The organism is Streptomyces sp. ITFR-16 (assembly GCF_031844705.1).
Classification (GTDB): domain Bacteria; phylum Actinomycetota; class Actinomycetes; order Streptomycetales; family Streptomycetaceae; genus Streptomyces.
In genome coordinates, this window is record NZ_CP134609.1 from 5,960,220 (window position 1) to 5,975,362 (window position 15,143).

General features: G+C 68.7%; 14 protein-coding genes and 1 riboswitch. Of the genes, 10 read left to right on the forward strand and 4 right to left on the reverse strand.

The features are described 5' to 3' along the window. Positions 1-7 precede the first annotated feature (7 nt). Entirely contained in the window at positions 8-1,390 is a 1,383-nt protein-coding gene (locus tag RLT58_RS26360) for a cysteine desulfurase/sulfurtransferase TusA family protein (RefSeq protein ID WP_311312848.1), read from the reverse strand. Between the two features lie 281 nt (positions 1,391-1,671). On the opposite strand from RLT58_RS26360, the gene coxB reads away from it, so the two are divergent. From coxB to RLT58_RS26380, 4 genes are all read left to right on the forward strand, one after another. After that, entirely contained in the window at positions 1,672-2,634 is a 963-nt protein-coding gene (gene coxB, locus RLT58_RS26365) for an aa3-type cytochrome oxidase subunit II (protein ID WP_311312849.1), read from the forward strand. Beyond that, the gene (gene ctaD, locus RLT58_RS26370; RefSeq protein WP_311312850.1) at positions 2,631-4,367 is read left to right on the forward strand and encodes an aa3-type cytochrome oxidase subunit I; all 1,737 of its coding nucleotides are present in this window, start codon (positions 2,631-2,633) and stop codon (positions 4,365-4,367) included. The genes coxB and ctaD overlap by 4 nt, the downstream gene beginning before the upstream one ends. After that, positions 4,364-4,762: a cytochrome c oxidase subunit 4 gene (locus RLT58_RS26375; protein WP_311312851.1), complete on the forward strand. Its 399-nt coding sequence runs from the start codon at positions 4,364-4,366 to the stop codon at positions 4,760-4,762. Before ctaD ends, RLT58_RS26375 begins: the two co-directional genes overlap by 4 nt. A 122-nt stretch (positions 4,763-4,884) precedes the next feature. Next, positions 4,885-6,141: a L,D-transpeptidase gene (locus RLT58_RS26380; RefSeq protein WP_311312852.1), complete on the forward strand. Its 1,257-nt coding sequence runs from the start codon at positions 4,885-4,887 to the stop codon at positions 6,139-6,141. Positions 6,142-6,192: 51 nt separating this feature from the next. On the opposite strand, the gene RLT58_RS26385 is transcribed toward RLT58_RS26380, so the two are convergent. Continuing rightward, a complete protein-coding gene (locus RLT58_RS26385) occupies positions 6,193-6,594 on the reverse strand; it encodes a hypothetical protein (RefSeq protein ID WP_311312853.1) in 402 nt (133 codons plus the stop codon). 202 nt (positions 6,595-6,796) lie between these two features. Between RLT58_RS26385 and RLT58_RS26390 the strand changes: the two genes are divergently transcribed. The 6 genes from RLT58_RS26390 to RLT58_RS26415 all read left to right on the forward strand — a co-directional run bounded on the left by RLT58_RS26390 (position 6,797) and on the right by RLT58_RS26415 (position 13,955). Further along, positions 6,797-7,417, forward strand: a complete 621-nt coding sequence (locus RLT58_RS26390; protein WP_311312854.1) for an aa3-type cytochrome oxidase subunit III — start codon at positions 6,797-6,799, stop codon at positions 7,415-7,417. Positions 7,418-7,479: 62 nt separating this feature from the next. Beyond that, on the forward strand, positions 7,480-8,289 hold the full coding sequence (locus RLT58_RS26395; protein ID WP_311312855.1) for a cytochrome bc1 complex diheme cytochrome c subunit: 810 nt from the start codon (positions 7,480-7,482) through the stop codon (positions 8,287-8,289). Then, the gene (locus tag RLT58_RS26400; RefSeq protein ID WP_311312856.1) at positions 8,286-9,338 is read left to right on the forward strand and encodes a cytochrome bc1 complex Rieske iron-sulfur subunit; all 1,053 of its coding nucleotides are present in this window, start codon (positions 8,286-8,288) and stop codon (positions 9,336-9,338) included. The genes RLT58_RS26395 and RLT58_RS26400 overlap by 4 nt, the downstream gene beginning before the upstream one ends. Further along, positions 9,335-10,960, forward strand: a complete 1,626-nt coding sequence (locus RLT58_RS26405) for a cytochrome bc1 complex cytochrome b subunit (protein ID WP_311312857.1) — start codon at positions 9,335-9,337, stop codon at positions 10,958-10,960. Before RLT58_RS26400 ends, RLT58_RS26405 begins: the two co-directional genes overlap by 4 nt. 136 nt (positions 10,961-11,096) lie before the next feature. Beyond that, positions 11,097-12,161: an anthranilate phosphoribosyltransferase gene (gene trpD, locus RLT58_RS26410; protein ID WP_311312858.1), complete on the forward strand. Its 1,065-nt coding sequence runs from the start codon at positions 11,097-11,099 to the stop codon at positions 12,159-12,161. An 82-nt stretch (positions 12,162-12,243) separates the two neighbouring features. Then, a riboswitch (SAM riboswitch) is annotated at positions 12,244-12,361 on the forward strand. Positions 12,362-12,536: 175 nt separating this feature from the next. Continuing rightward, positions 12,537-13,955, forward strand: coding sequence for an aminotransferase class V-fold PLP-dependent enzyme (locus RLT58_RS26415; RefSeq protein WP_311312859.1), 1,419 nt, complete (start codon positions 12,537-12,539; stop codon positions 13,953-13,955). Positions 13,956-14,023: 68 nt separating this feature from the next. Here RLT58_RS26415 and RLT58_RS26420 read toward each other — a convergent pair whose 3' ends face one another. Beyond that, positions 14,024-14,305: an Lrp/AsnC family transcriptional regulator gene (locus RLT58_RS26420; RefSeq protein WP_311312860.1), complete on the reverse strand. Its 282-nt coding sequence runs from the start codon at positions 14,303-14,305 to the stop codon at positions 14,024-14,026. After that, positions 14,302-15,039, reverse strand: coding sequence for a rhomboid family intramembrane serine protease (locus RLT58_RS26425; RefSeq protein ID WP_311312861.1), 738 nt, complete (start codon positions 15,037-15,039; stop codon positions 14,302-14,304). The genes RLT58_RS26420 and RLT58_RS26425 overlap by 4 nt, the downstream gene beginning before the upstream one ends. Positions 15,040-15,143 lie beyond the last annotated feature (104 nt).

A 15,143-nucleotide genomic window follows, 5' to 3' on the forward strand; every position in this document is an offset into this window, starting at 1 on the left:
CGGGCGGTCAGGACAGCCGGCGGACCACATGGGCCGAGCCCCGGTCCGCCGGCTCCTCACCCACGTACTCCTGCTCGCGCATCTCGCACCAGGCCGGAATGTCGAGCCGGGCCGCCTCGTCGTCGGACAGCACGGTCACCGTCCCGCCCACGGGTACCCCTCCGATCACCTTTGCGAGCTCGATGACCGGGATCGGGCAGCGCTTCCCGAGCGCGTCGACGACCAGGGAGTTCCGCGCGGCGGGGGAGGGGACGGCGGCGGCGGGCGCGCCCAGCTTCTCCCGTACCCCCGCGACCAGCCCGGGAAGCTCCGCGAGGAAGCGGTCGACGTCCTCGCCGGACGTGCCCGACGGCAGCGACACCCGGACGTTGCCCTCGGACAGCACGCCCATCGCCTTGAGCACATGGCTCGGTGTCAGGGTGCTGCTCGTGCAGGACGAACCGGACGACACGGAGAAACCGGCCCGGTCCAGCTCGTGCAGCAGTGTCTCCCCGTCGACATAGAGACAGGAGAAGGTCACCAGGTGCGGCAGCCGCAGCACCGGATCGCCGACCACCTCCACATCGGGCACCAGCGCCGGCACCCGGCCGCGGATCCGGTCCACCAGCTCCCGCAGCCGCTCCGACTCCGCGGCGGCCTCGGCCCGTACCGCCCGCAGGGACGCCGCGGCCGCGACGATCGCCGGCAGGTTCTCGAAGCCGGGGGCCCGGCCCGACTCCCGCTCGTCGGACGGGCCTTGGGGCGCGAACCGCACTCCCTTGCGCACCGCGAGCAGCCCGACCCCGGCCGGTCCGCCCCATTTGTGCGCGCTGCCCGCCAGCAGCGACCAGCCATCCGGCACCGGCCCCCACCCCAGCGACTGCGCCGCGTCCACCAGCAGCGGGACCCCCGCGTCCCGGCACAGCCCGGCGGCCTCGGCCACCGGCTGGAGGGTGCCGACCTCGTGGTTGGCCGACTGCAGACAGGCCAGCGCGGTGTCCTCGCGCAGGGCCCGCGCGTACGTCTCCGGGCTCACCGCGCCCGAGCGGTCCACCGGCACCTCGGTGACCGAGCCGCCCCGGTCCGCATGGTCCGCCGCCGCGTGCAGCACCGACGAGTGTTCGACCGCCGACACCACCAGATGGCCGCCGACACGCCGACGCCCGGCGAGAGCTCCGGAAATTCCCGCGTGCACCGCCCGGGTGCCCGATGAGGTGAAGGTGAGCTCGTCGGGGCGGCAGCCGACGGCCTCCGCCGACGCCTCCCTGGCCGCGTCCAGCAGCAGCCGGGCCCGCCGCCCTTCCCGGTAGAGCCTGGCCGGATCGGCCCAGCCCTCGTCCAGTGCGGCAAGCAGCGCCTGACGGGCGACGGGGTGCAGGGGTGCGGCGGACGCCGCGTCGAAGTAGGGCACCCGGTCACGCTAGCCCGGCCCCGCCCGGGGACCGGGACCGGCCGGGCTCCGCGGCGGCGGAGAACCGGGAGAGGGGGCGTCAGATGGCCGCCGGAGGCGCGAATTCCACCCCTTCGGGGAGTCGGGCGGCGCGTTGGGCACCCTCCCCGCGCGGCCCCAAATAGCGTCCAGTAGGGTTTGGTCCGCATAAACATCCAAACCCCTGCCCGCGTCAGGGCCGGCGACCGACCAGCGAGACGGGCGCGCCGACCGTGCGGGCGAGACTCTCGGGAAGGCGCTACGTGAGTCCCAACGGCTCCGACCGCTCGTCGCGGCGCCCGATGCGGCGGAAGCTGCCGCAGGTGCTGACTGCGGGCCTGATCCTGGCGACCGCCACCGGTTGCACATACAAGGACTTCCCCCGCCTTGGTATGCCTACGCCGGTAACGGAAGAGGCCCCACGGATCCTTTCCCTCTGGCAGGGCTCGTGGGCGGCTGCGCTCGCCACGGGCGTGCTGGTCTGGGGCCTGATCCTGTGGAGCGTCATCTTCCACCGGCGCAGCCGCACCAAGGTGGAGGTACCTCCGCAGACCCGGTACAACATGCCCATCGAGGCGCTGTACACCGTGGTCCCTCTGATCATCGTCTCGGTGTTGTTCTACTTCACCGCGCGCGACGAATCGAAGCTCCTCGAGCTCTCCCCGAAGCCCGCCCACACCATCAACGTGGTCGGCTACCAGTGGAGCTGGGGTTTCAACTACATCGAGAACGTGGACGGCTCGGCCGCCACGGGCAACGAGGTCCCCAAGGAGCTCGACGCCATCCCGGACAGGTTCCGCAAGGAGTTCCCGAAGGGTGCGGACGGCGTCTACGACGTCGGTATCCCGGGCACTCGGAACCCGCAGAACGGCAACCCGGGGCCGACCCTCTGGCTGCCCAAGGGTGAGAAGGTCCGTTTCATCCTGACTTCGCGTGACGTCATCCACTCCTTCTGGGTGGTGCCGTTCCTCATGAAGCAGGACGTCATTCCGGGCCACACCAACGCCTTCGAGGTGACTCCCAACCAGGAGGGCACCTTCAAGGGCAAGTGCGCCGAGCTCTGCGGCGTCGACCACTCCCGGATGCTCTTCAACGTCAAGGTCGTCTCCCCGGAGCGCTACCAGGCGCACCTGAAGGAGCTGGCGAAGAAGGGCCAGACGGGCTACGTGCCGGCCGGCATCGAGCAGACTGACCCGGCCAGGAATGCGGAGACGAACAAACTGTGAGCATCCTCAACGAACCTCAGGGTGCCGCGGCAGCAGACGACTCGTACGAGGACGAGCTGCCGGTCCGGCGCAAGCAGCCGGGAAACGTCGTCATCAAGTGGCTGACCACCACTGACCACAAGACGATCGGCACGATGTACCTGGTCACATCGTTCGCGTTCTTCTGCATCGGCGGTCTGATGGCGCTCTTCATGCGCGCCGAACTGGCCCGGCCCGGCACGCAGATCATGTCGAACGAGCAGTTCAACCAGGCGTTCACGATGCACGGCACGATCATGCTGCTGATGTTCGCGACGCCGCTGTTCGCCGGATTCGCGAACTGGATCATGCCGCTGCAGATCGGCGCGCCCGACGTGGCGTTCCCGCGGCTGAACATGTTCGCGTACTGGCTGTACCTCTTCGGCTCGATCCTCGCGGTGGCCGGCTTCCTCACCCCGCAGGGTGCGGCCGACTTCGGCTGGTTCGCCTACTCCCCGCTGTCGGACGCGGTCCGTTCGCCGGGCGTCGGCGCCGACATGTGGATCATGGGTCTGGCCTTCTCCGGCTTCGGCACGATCCTCGGTTCGGTCAACTTCATCACCACGATCATCTGCATGCGCGCGCCCGGCATGACGATGTTCCGCATGCCGATCTTCGTCTGGAACGTCCTGCTGACCGGTGTGCTGGTCCTGCTGGCCTTCCCGGTCCTCGCGGCGGCGCTCTTCGCGCTGGAGGCGGACCGTAAATTCGGTGCGCACGTCTTCGACGCGGCCAATGGCGGCGCATTGCTCTGGCAACACCTCTTCTGGTTCTTCGGCCATCCAGAGGTGTACATCATCGCCTTGCCGTTCTTCGGGATCATTTCGGAAGTGATCCCGGTCTTCAGCCGCAAGCCGATGTTCGGTTACATCGGCCTGGTGGCCGCGACGATCTCCATCGCCGGCCTCTCGGTGACCGTGTGGGCGCACCACATGTACGTCACCGGCGGTGTGCTGCTGCCGTTCTTCTCCTTCATGACGTTCCTCATCGCGGTGCCCACCGGGGTGAAGTTCTTCAACTGGATCGGCACGATGTGGAAGGGCTCGCTGTCCTTCGAGACACCGATGCTCTGGGCGATCGGCTTCCTGATCACCTTCACCTTCGGTGGTCTGACCGGTGTCATCCTGGCCTCGCCGCCGATGGACTTCCACGTCTCGGACTCGTACTTCGTGGTCGCGCACTTCCACTACGTCGTCTTCGGCACCGTGGTGTTCGCGATGTTCTCCGGATTCCACTTCTGGTGGCCGAAGTTCACCGGCAAGATGCTCGACGAGCGGCTCGGGAAGATCACCTTCTGGACGCTGTTCGTGGGCTTCCACGGCACGTTCCTGGTGCAGCACTGGCTGGGCGCGGAAGGCATGCCGCGCCGGTACGCCGACTATCTGGCGGCCGACGGCTTCACCGCGCTGAACACCATCTCGACGATCTCCTCGTTCCTGCTGGGCCTGTCGATCCTGCCGTTCCTCTACAACGTGTGGAAGACGGCCAAGTACGGCAAGAAGATCGAGGTCGACGACCCGTGGGGCTACGGCCGTTCGCTGGAGTGGGCGACGTCGTGCCCGCCGCCGCGGCACAACTTCCTCACCCTGCCCCGGATCCGCTCCGAATCCCCGGCGTTCGACCTGCACCACCCGGAGATCACGGCGCTGGAGCAGCTGGACCACCTCTCCGAGGGTGACAAGGCGCTCGCCGGCGGCAAGGAGGCGGGCAAGTGAAGATCCAGGGCAAGATGTTCCTCGGCCTGGCGCTGTTCATCCTCGTCATGGCCATCACGTACGGGGTGTGGTCCAAGGAGCCGGTCGGCACCACCGCACTCGTCCTGGCCTTCGGCCTGAGCGTCATGATCGGCTTCTACCTGGCCTTCACGGCCCGGCGGGTCGACGCGCTGGCGCAGGACAACAAGGAAGCCGACGTGGCGGACGAGGCCGGCGACGTGGGGTTCTTCTCCCCGCACAGCTGGCAGCCGCTCTCGCTGGCGGTCGGCGGTCTGCTCGCCTTCATGGGAGTCGTCTTCGGCTGGTGGCTGCTCTACTTCTCGGCCCCGGTCATCCTGATCGGTCTGTTCGGCTGGGTCTTCGAGTACTACCGCGGCGAGAACCGCACCCAGTGACACCGCTCCACCTGTGACATCGCTCCACCTGACGGGGGGCCCGCACTTCCACGCGAAGTGCGGGCCCCCCGTTTGCAGTCATCCGGCGCGCTGAATCGGATGAATCTTCTTAGCGTGGGTTCATGAACCACACGCCGCGCATCCGTCCCGTAGTGAGCTGCACTCTGCTGGTCGTGACCCTGGTCGCAGGGGCGACAGCCTGTGGGGAGTCCGGCAGCCATCCGCTCTCGGCGAAGCCGTACGACGCGGCGGACGAGATCTCCTCCAACGCCCCCGACGGCGGGGAGAAGGTCGACCCGGACAAGCCCCTCGAAGTCAGCGTCGACGGCGACGACGGCCGGATCACCGATGTGACGGCCGTGGACACCGAAGGACGCCATCTGGCGGGCGAACTCGACGCCGACGGCCACCGCTGGCACTCCACCGCCCCGCTGGCCGCGGGCACCCGCTACTCCGTCAGGGTCAGCATGGAGGACGACGACGGCGCCCCAGGCGTCCGTACGCTCTCCTTCGAGACCGCGGCGGCCAAGAAGTTCCTGAAGGTCACCTTCGGCCCGCAGGCGGGCACCTACGGCGTCGGACAGCCCGTCACGGCGCAACTCAGCGCCCCCGTCACCGACAACGCCGCCCGCGCCACCGTGGAGCGCGCGCTCAAGGTCCGCTCCACGCCCGCCGTGACCGGCTCCTGGTACTGGGTCGACGACAAGACGCTGCACTACCGCCCGCAGGAGTACTGGCCGGCCAAGGCCACCATCGAGGTCAGCAGCAACCTGGCCGGCATCAAGGTGACCAACGCCCTCTACGGGGCCCCCGCGAAGTCGCTGAAGATCACCACCGGCGACCGCGTGGAGGCCATCACCGACGCCTCGGAGCACTCCATGACGGTGCTGCGCAACGGCGAAGTGATCAACACCATTCCGGTCACCACCGGCAAGCCCGGCTTCGACACGCGCAACGGCGTCAAGGTCGTGCTGGGCAAGGAGTACTACGTACGTATGCGCGGGGAGTCCATCGGGATCGCCGAGGGCTCGGCCGACTCGTACGACCTGCCGGTCTACTACGCGACCCGGGTCACCTGGAGCGGGGAGTACGTCCACGCGGCGCCCTGGTCCACCGGATCGCAGGGGTACGCCAACGTCAGCCACGGCTGCACCGGCATGAGCACCAGCGAGGCCGAGTGGTTCTTCAACACCGTGCGCGAGGGCGACATCGTCAAGGTCGTCGGCAGCGACGGCGAGACCATGACGCCCTTCGACAACGGCTACGGAGACTGGAACCTGTCCTGGGCCAAGTGGCAGAAGGGCAGCGCGCTCACCAACGACACCACCGCGAACCGCGTCGACACGGTCCGGGCGGCGCGGCTGCGCCCCCAGGTCTGACGGCCGGGGGTGCGCTGCCCCTCGGAGGGACTACCGGTGGAGTGCGGGGGCTCAGGCCTCCACGGACAGCCTGGCGCGCAGCAGGGCGGCCAGCGCGTCCGCGAACTCCACCGGTTCGACCGGGAGGGTCACCGCGGCGTCCGCACGGCTCCAGGTGGCCAGCCAGGCGTCCTGGGGGCGGCCGATCAGGAGCAGCACCGGCGGGCAGCGGAAGATCTCGTCCTTGATCTGCCGGCAGACGCCCATCCCGCCCGCCGGGGCCGTCTCGCCGTCCAGTACGCAGACGTCGACGCCCCCGTGGTCCAGCGCGTCCAGGACGGCGGGCAGGGTGGCGCACTCCAGGAACTCCACCGGTGGCACGTCCGCCGCGGGCCTGCGTCCCGCGGCCAGCCTCACCTGCTCACGGGTGTGTGCGTTGTCGCTGTAGACCAGGACCGTGGCGGTCGGCTGCATGGTTCCTCCGTGACATCTGTGTCTTCGGGGCTTTCGGGGCACTCGGTCTGTGAGAGCTGTCCGATGCGCGGATCGTACTCCGCCCGACAGCCTGTCAGCACCGCCCGGGACAGCGGATCCATGGGCCGTTCGGGCAGGACACACCCCCCTGACACACCGAACGGCACCCCCCGGAGTGAGGGCGGGATAAGCGACCGACATAATGTCGGTCGTGGCGACAGCAACGACAGTAGAAACCGGGCACGCGCACCCGTCGGTCAATCGGCCGAACCTCACCAGCGTCGGAACCATCATCTGGTTGAGTTCCGAGCTGATGTTCTTCGCGGCCCTCTTCGCGATGTACTTCACCCTGCGATCGGTGACCGGAGCGGATCACTGGAAGGAAATGGCATCCGCCCTGAACTTCCCGTTCTCGGCGACGAACACCACGATCCTGGTGCTCTCCTCACTCACCTGCCAGCTCGGCGTCTTCGCCGCGGAGCGGGGCGACGTGAAGAAGCTCCGTGCCTGGTTCGTGATCACGTTCGTGATGGGTGCGATCTTCATCGGAGGCCAGGTCTTCGAGTACACGGAGCTGGTGAAGAAGGACGGCCTCTCGCTGTCCTCGGATCCGTACGGCTCGGTGTTCTACCTGACCACCGGCTTCCACGGTCTGCATGTGACAGGCGGTCTCATCGCCTTCCTGCTCGTTCTGGGCAGGACATACGCGGCCAAGAGGTTCACCCATGAACAGGCGACCGCTGCCATCGTCGTGTCCTATTACTGGCACTTCGTCGATGTCGTGTGGATCGGCCTCTTCGCCACGATCTACATGATCAAGTAACCGGGCCCGAGCCCGAACCACATCCAGCATCGACGCAGAAGATCCTGACACCGGGGTAATCCGTGAAAAAGCTCTCCGCACGACGACGCCATCCGTTGGCGGCGGTCGTCGTACTACTCCTCGCGCTGGCGGCCACTGGGGGGCTGTACGCCGCGTTTGCGCCCGCGAGTAAGGCGCAGGCCGACGACACCGCCCAGTCCCTCGCCATCGACGAGGGCAAGAAGCTGTACTCCGTCGGTTGCGCCAGCTGCCACGGAACCGGCGGTCAGGGCACCACCGACGGGCCCTCGCTTGTCGGCGTGGGCTCCGCCGCCGTGGACTTCCAGGTCGGTACGGGCCGTATGCCGGCGCAGCAGCCGGGCGCCCAGGTACCGAAGAAGAAGGTCATCTACACCCAGGCCGAGATCGACCAGCTCGCGGCGTACGTCGCGTCGCTCGGCGCCGGTCCGATCGTCCCGACCAAGAGCCAGGTCAGCCCTGAGGGCGCGGACGTCGCCAAGGGTGGCGACCTGTTCCGTACCAACTGCGCGCAGTGCCACAACTTCACCGGCGAGGGCGGTGCCCTGACGAAGGGCAAGTACGCCCCCAGCCTCGAGGGCGTGGACCCGAAGCACATCTACGAGGCCATGCAGACGGGCCCGCAGAGCATGCCGTCCTTCCCGGACTCGACGATGCCCGAGCAGCAGAAGAAGGACATCATCGCGTACGTCCAGACCGTGAACAGCGGTGAGTCGGAGAGCCCCGGCGGCCTCAAGCTGGGCGGCCTCGGTCCGGTCAGCGAGGGTCTGTTCGGCTGGATCTTCGGACTCGGCGCACTGATCGCAGTTGCCGTCTGGGTCGCGGCCCACACCGCTAAGGCCAAGAAGTCATGAGTAGCCAAGAGATTCCAGAAGAGAACCTGCCCGCAGAGCAGGACCCCGCGCACGGCGCGGTGGAGGGTACGGACGACCCGTTCGCCGACCCGGGGCTGCCGGCCCACAAGCCGCGCATCCAGGACATCGACGAACGGGCCGCCAACCGGTCCGAGCGCGCGGTCGCGTTCATGTTCACGCTGTCCATGCTGGCGACGGTGGGCTTCATCGCCTCCTACGTCATCTTCCCGGTCGACAAGATCGTCTACATCTTCCCGTTCGGCCATGTGAGCGCGCTGAACTTCTCCCTGGGGCTGACCCTGGGCGTGGCGCTCTTCGCGATCGGCGCGGGCGCCGTCCACTGGGCGCGCACCCTGATGTCCGACGTGGAGGTCGCCGACGAGCGGCACGCGATCTCGGCCGAGCCCGAGGTCAAGGCGAAGGTGCTCGCCGACTTCGCGGCAGGTGCCGAGGAGTCCGCGTTCGGCCGGCGCAAGCTGATCCGGAACACCATGTTCGGTGCACTGGCCCTGGTGCCGCTCGCCGGTGTGGTCCTGCTGCGCGACCTCGGTCCGCTGCCGGAGAAGAAGCTCCGCTCGACCATGTGGGCCAAGGGCAAGCAGCTCATCAACATGAACACCAATGAGCCGCTGCGCCCCGAGGACGTCGTCGTCGGTTCGCTGACCTTCGCCATGCCCGAGGGCCTGGAGGAGGACGCGCACGACTTCCAGACGCAGATCGCCAAGGCCGCCCTGATGATCATCCGCATCGAGCCGGACAACATCAAGGACAAGCGCGAGCGCGAGTGGGCCCACGAGGGGATCGTGGCCTTCTCCAAGATCTGCACCCACGTCGGCTGCCCGATCAGCCTGTACGAGCAGCAGACGCACCACGTGCTCTGCCCGTGCCACCAGTCCACCTTCGACCTCTCCGACGGCGCCCGCGTCATCTTCGGTCCGGCCGGTCACGCTCTTCCGCAGCTGCGGATCGGCGTGAACAGCGAGGGCAACCTCGAGGCGCTCGGTGACTTCGAAGAGCCCGTCGGTCCTGCATTCTGGGAGCGCGGATGAGTACTGCGACCGATACGAAGCGCAAGGCGCCCGCCGGTGAGCGGGTGGCCGACTGGGCGGACGGCCGGCTCGGGATCTACTCCCTGGCCAAGGCCAACATGCGCAAGATCTTCCCGGACCACTGGTCCTTCATGCTCGGTGAGATCTGCCTCTACAGCTTCATCATCATCATCCTCACGGGTGTGTACCTGACGCTGTTCTTCCACCCGAGCATGAACGAGGTCGTGTACCACGGCCCGTACGAGCCCATGCAGGGCATCCGGATGTCCGAGGCCTACGCCTCGACGCTGGACATCAGCTTCGACGTCCGCGGCGGTCTGCTGGTCCGCCAGATCCACCACTGGGCCGCGCTGATCTTCCTGGCCGGCATGTTCGTGCACATGATGCGCGTGTTCTTCACGGGCGCGTTCCGCAAGCCGCGCGAGATCAACTGGCTGTTCGGCTTCCTGCTGTTCGTCCTCGGCATGTTCACCGGTTTCACCGGTTACTCGCTCCCGGACGACCTGCTCTCGGGTACTGGTGTCCGCTTCACGCAGGGCGCGATCCTGTCGACGCCGATCGTGGGCACGTACATCTCGATGTTCCTGTTCGGCGGGGAGTTCCCGGGCGGCGACTTCGTCGCGCGGTTCTACTCGATCCACATCCTGCTGCTGCCGGGCATCATGCTCGGACTGCTGGTGGGCCACCTGATCCTGGTCTTCTACCACAAGCACACGCAGTTCGCGGGTCCCGGCCGGACCAACAAGAACGTCGTGGGCATGCCGCTGCTGCCGGTGTACATGGCGAAGGCCGGAGGCTTCTTCTTCCTGGTCTTCGGTGTCATCGCCGTCATCGCGGGCATCGCCTCGATCAACCCGATCTGGGCCATCGGCCCGTACCGCCCGGACCAGGTGTCCACCGGCGCCCAGCCCGACTGGTACATGGGCTTCGCCGAGGGTCTGATCCGAGTGATGCCGGGCTGGGAGATCAACCTGTGGGGCCACACCCTGGTCCTCGGTGTGTTCATCCCGCTGGTCCTGTTCGGCGTGATCCTGGGTGCGATCGCCATGTACCCGTTCATCGAGTCCTGGGTCACCGGGGACAAGCGCGAGCACCACATCCTGGACCGCCCGCGCAACGCCCCGACCCGTACGGCCTTCGGTGTCGCCTGGATCACGGTCTACTTCATCGGCCTCGTCGGTGGTGGCAACGACCTGTGGGCCACGCACTTCCACCTGTCGCTGAACTCGATCTCGTGGTTCGTCCGGATCTTCTTCTTCGTGGGACCGGTCCTCGCGTTCATCGTGACGAAGCGGATCTGCCTCGGCCTCCAGCGCCGGGACAAGGAGAAGGTGCTGCACGGACGCGAGTCCGGTCTCATCAAGCGCCTGCCGCACGGTGAGTTCGTCGAGGTGCACGAGCCGCTCGCCCCCGCGCAGCTGCACACGCTCACCGCGCACGAGCAGTACAAGCCGGTCGAGATCGGCCCGACGGTCGACGAGAACGGCGTCCGGCGCAAGGTCTCCCCGGTGGAGAAGCTGCGCGCCAAGCTCAGCAAGGGCTACTACGGCGAGAACAACCAGATCGCCAAGCCCACCGCCGAGGAGTACAAGGAGATCACGAGCGGCCACGGCCACCACTGATCGCCTGACCGACCCGACTGATCGCCACAGCGAGAGCCCCGTCCATTCCATCCGATGGACGGGGCTCTTCGCTGTCCGTACGGCTCGATAGGGTGGCCCCGATCCCTTTATCGGCTGTGGACCCCAGGAGCGGACCATGAACGTTGTGACCCCGGTCGGCGGCGACAGCGTGGCGGCTCGTTCCTGGCCCGGCGTGCTGACCCCCCTGCTGCGCGGCCAGGACCTGACGGCCGACGACACCGCCTGGGCGATGGACCGCATCATGAGCGGCGAGGCGACCGACGTGCAGATCGCCGGCTTCGCGGTGGCCCTGCGCGCCAAGGGCGAGACGGTCACGGAGGTCTCCGGGCTGGTCCGCGCGATGTACGAGCACGCCACGACCATCGAGGTGCCCGGCCGCACGGTCGACATCGTGGGCACCGGCGGCGACATGGCCAAGACGGTCAACATCTCCACGATGTCCGCGATCGTCGTGGCGGGCACCGGCGCCAAGGTCGTCAAGCACGGCAACCGCGCCTCCTCGTCGGCCAGCGGCTCGTCCGACGTCCTGGGCAAGCTCGGCGTCAATCTGGACCTGCCGCCGCGCCGTGTCGCCGAGGTCGCGGAGGAGGCGGGCATCACCTTCTGCTTCGCGGTGAAGTTCCACCCGGCCCTGCGGCACGCGGCGAAGGCCCGGTCCGAGCTCGGCGCCCCGACCACCTTCAACATCCTGGGGCCGCTCACCAACCCGGCCAAGGTCCGCTCCCAGGCGATCGGCGTCGCCGACCTGCGGATGGCGCCCATCGTCGCGGGCGTCCTGGCCGAGCGCGGCAACTCCGCGCTGGTCTTCCGCGGCGACGACGGCCTGGACGAGCTGACCACCACCGCCACCTCCCGGGTGTGGATCGCCCGGGACGGGGCGGTGCGCGAGGAGGCCTTCGACCCGCGCGACGTCGGGCTCGAACTGGTGCCGGTGGAGGCGCTGCGCGGCGCCGACGCCTCGTACAACGCCGATGTGGCCCGCCGGCTGCTGGCCGGCGAGACCGGGCCCGTACGGGACGCCGTCCTGCTCAATTCGGCGGCGGCGCTGGTCGCGCTGGAGCCGGGGGAGGGCCCGCTCACCGAGCGGCTCGCCGCCGGGATGGCGAAGGCCGCCGAGTCGATCGACTCGGGTGCGGCCGGGCGCGTCCTGGAGAGATGGGTCGAGGCCAGCAACGCGTGAGCGCACGGATGTGAGGCAGGGCGCAGTCCAGATCATGGACTGCGCCTTGCGCGTTCCCGTAGGTATGGCAAGATGCTGCGCAGGTCATGAGTGACAGCGACTACGGCCCCGGCCCGCTGTCCGGCAACCCTCCGTCCGTGGCGGGGTGCCCCGGGTGAAGACCAGGCCGTAGGCAGCGAGGTCTGCGGCAAGCGCGGACCCCTCGACATCGTGAGATGTCCACCCGTGGGGTCCTGGTCCTCAGGGAGCCTCTTGTGAGCAAGCGAATGCGATAGGGCTTTTCGGCCCTTCTCCGCGCACCTTCTTTTCTTCCTTCCGTGCTGCCGCGTCTCCGCAGGCACGCGGAATTCGCCTGCCTGTATACGGGAGTTCGCCATGTCTGTCTTCACCGCTGCCGCCGACCAGTCACTTTGTTCCCCGCTGCCCGTTCTGGGCGGAGACGTCACGGTCCCGCTGGTCACCGGCGGTGAGGTCACCTACGCGGCGCTCGACTACGCGGCGAGCGCCCCGGCCCTCCAGCGGGTGTGGGACGACGTGGCCGCGTACGCCCCCTACTACGGCAGCGTCCACCGCGGGGCCGGCTACCTCTCCCAGCTCTCCACTGACCTCTTCGAGAGCAGCCGGGTGACGGTCGCGGAGTTCCTCGGCTGCCGCGCCGACGACCAGGTCGTCTTCACCCGCTCCACCACCGACTCGCTCAACCTGCTGGCCGCCGCGCTGCCCGCCGACTGCGAGGTGTTCGTCTTCGAGACCGAGCACCACGCCTCGCTGCTGCCCTGGCGCGACGCCCGGGTGACCTACCTCAACGCCCCGCGCACCCCGGCCCAGGCCGTCGCCACCCTGGAGCGCGCCCTCGCCGACCGCGAACCTTCCCCGAGCTCTCGGCTTCGTTCGAGCAGGGGAGGCCCCATTGGCCCCGCGCTGGTCTGCGTCACCGGCGCCTCCAACGTCACCGGCGAGCTGTGGCCCGTCAAGGAACTCGCCGCCGCCGCCCACGCCCACGGCGCCCGCATCGTCCTGGACGCCGCCCAGCTCGCCCCGCACCACCCCGTCGACATCGCGGAGCTGGACGTCGACTGGGTCGCCTTCTCCGGACACAAGCTGTACGCGCCCTTCGGCTCGGGCGTCCTCGCCGGCCGCTCCGACTGGCTGACCGCCGCCGAGCCCTACCTGGCCGGCGGCGGCGCCTCCCGCAAGGTCGCCCGGCGCGCCGACGGCGGGGTGGACGTCGAATGGCACACCACCGCCGCCCGCCACGAGGCCGGCTCGCCCAACGTCATCGGCGTCTACTCCATCGCCGCCGCCTGCAAGGCGCTCACCGAGGCCGGCTACGACTCCCTGGTCGCCCGTGAGCAGCACCTGGTCGCGCAGGTCCGCGCCGGGCTCGCCGAGGTCCCCGAGGTCAAGGTGCTCTCGCTGTTCGGCGACGACGCGCCCCGGGTCGGCGTCATCTCCTTCGTGGTGGAGGGCTGGAACAGCTCCCACTTCGCCGCCGCCCTCTCCGCCGAGTACGGCATCGGGGTGCGCGACGGCCTCTTCTGCGCCCACCCGCTCGTGCGCACCCTGCTCGGCAGCGACCCGCAGGACGTCGGCGAGTGCGGCGCGCCCGAGGCCGAGCCGGGCGAGCGGTCCCTGAACGCGATCCGGGTCAGCTTCGGCGCCGGCACCCCGGACGAGCACATCGAGCGCTTCCTGCGGGCGGTCAAGGAGCTGGTGAGCGAGGGCGCCCAGTGGAAGTACCGCACCGAGGGCGGCCGTTGTGTCCCGGACCGGGGCGAGGCCGCTCAGGTCTGACAGGTACAACGCGGTCGGCGCGGGTCCGGGCAGCTGCCCGGACCCGCGCCGACCGCGTTGTCACGTGCCTAGCCGTCGAGGCCGATGGCGAAGGCGGCTTCCAGGTCGTGCTGCGAGTACGTACGGAACGCCACGTGTGTGTCGGTGCCCTCGACACCGGGGATCTTGCTGATCCGGCCGGGGATGACCTCGGCGAGGTCGTCGTGCTTGGCCACCCGGACCATGGCGATCAGGTCGTAGGTACCGGTGACCGAGAAGACCTCGCTGACGCTGTCCAGCGCGGCGATGGCCTCGGCGATCTCGGGAATCCGGTCCACGCTGGTTTTGATGAGCACGATCGCGGTGATCACGGCTGGCTTTCTCCCTCGGTGGCCGTGGCTGGAGACTTCACTCTAGCGTCACGCCGATAGCGTCCCCAGGCGTAGAGGAAGCCGGTGGCGAAGCCGACGACATGGGCGAGGTAGGCCACTCCGGGGCCGCTGCCGGCGCCCTCGGCGGCCAGCCACTGGAGCACGAACCAGAAGATCAGCACGATCCACGCGGGGAAGCGCAGCGGCAGGAACAGCAGGAACGGGAACAGGCTGGTGACCCGGGCCCTCGGGAAGAGGTAGAGGAACGCCCCGAGCACCGCCGAGATCGCCCCCGACGCGCCGACGAGCGTCTGGTCGGAGGTGGCGTGCGCGGCCGCGTAGGCGAGCAGGGCGAGATAGCCGCAGCCGAGGTAGAAGAAGGCGAACTCGGTGTGGCCCATCCGCTCCTCGGCCATCGCGCCGAACACGTAGAGGAACAGGATGTTGCCGAGCAGGTGCAGCCAGCTGCCGTGCACGAACAGGGCGGTCAGCGGGGTGAGCACGGCGTGCGCGGAGCCGTCCCACAGTTCGCTCGGGATCACGCCCCAGCGTTCGAAGTACCCGGCCTGGGCGGCGAGCAGCGCGTCGGCGGTGCCGTAGACCGGGTTGAATCCGGACAGCGGGCTGATCAGGAAGATCACGCAGCACAGGGCGATGAGCGCATACGTCACCGGCGGTCCGCCCGAGGTCGCCGCGCGCAGGAGCCTGCCGGCCGCAGTCCGCCGATCGATCATGAACAGAGCATGACGCAAGCGGAGGGAACGGGACAGACCGCCTCGCCGTGCCGCCCGAACGCACCGAGGCCGTAGGGTGACGACAGGACATCCGCAGTTCGACG

Bases quoted from the DNA above. Each gene is read 5' to 3' on its own strand.
- RLT58_RS26380 (WP_311312852.1), top strand. From the start codon at position 4,885: ATGAACCACACGCCGCGCATCCGTCCCGTAGTGAGCTGCACTCTGCTG.
- RLT58_RS26385 (WP_311312853.1), bottom strand. From the start codon at position 6,594: ATGCAGCCGACCGCCACGGTCCTGGTCTACAGCGACAACGCACACACC.
- RLT58_RS26390 (WP_311312854.1), top strand. From the start codon at position 6,797: ATGTCGGTCGTGGCGACAGCAACGACAGTAGAAACCGGGCACGCGCAC.
- RLT58_RS26400 (WP_311312856.1), top strand. From the start codon at position 8,286: ATGAGTAGCCAAGAGATTCCAGAAGAGAACCTGCCCGCAGAGCAGGAC.
- RLT58_RS26405 (WP_311312857.1), top strand. From the start codon at position 9,335: ATGAGTACTGCGACCGATACGAAGCGCAAGGCGCCCGCCGGTGAGCGG.
- trpD (WP_311312858.1), top strand. From the start codon at position 11,097: ATGAACGTTGTGACCCCGGTCGGCGGCGACAGCGTGGCGGCTCGTTCC.
- RLT58_RS26415 (WP_311312859.1), top strand. From the start codon at position 12,537: ATGTCTGTCTTCACCGCTGCCGCCGACCAGTCACTTTGTTCCCCGCTG.
- RLT58_RS26425 (WP_311312861.1), bottom strand. From the start codon at position 15,039: ATGATCGATCGGCGGACTGCGGCCGGCAGGCTCCTGCGCGCGGCGACC.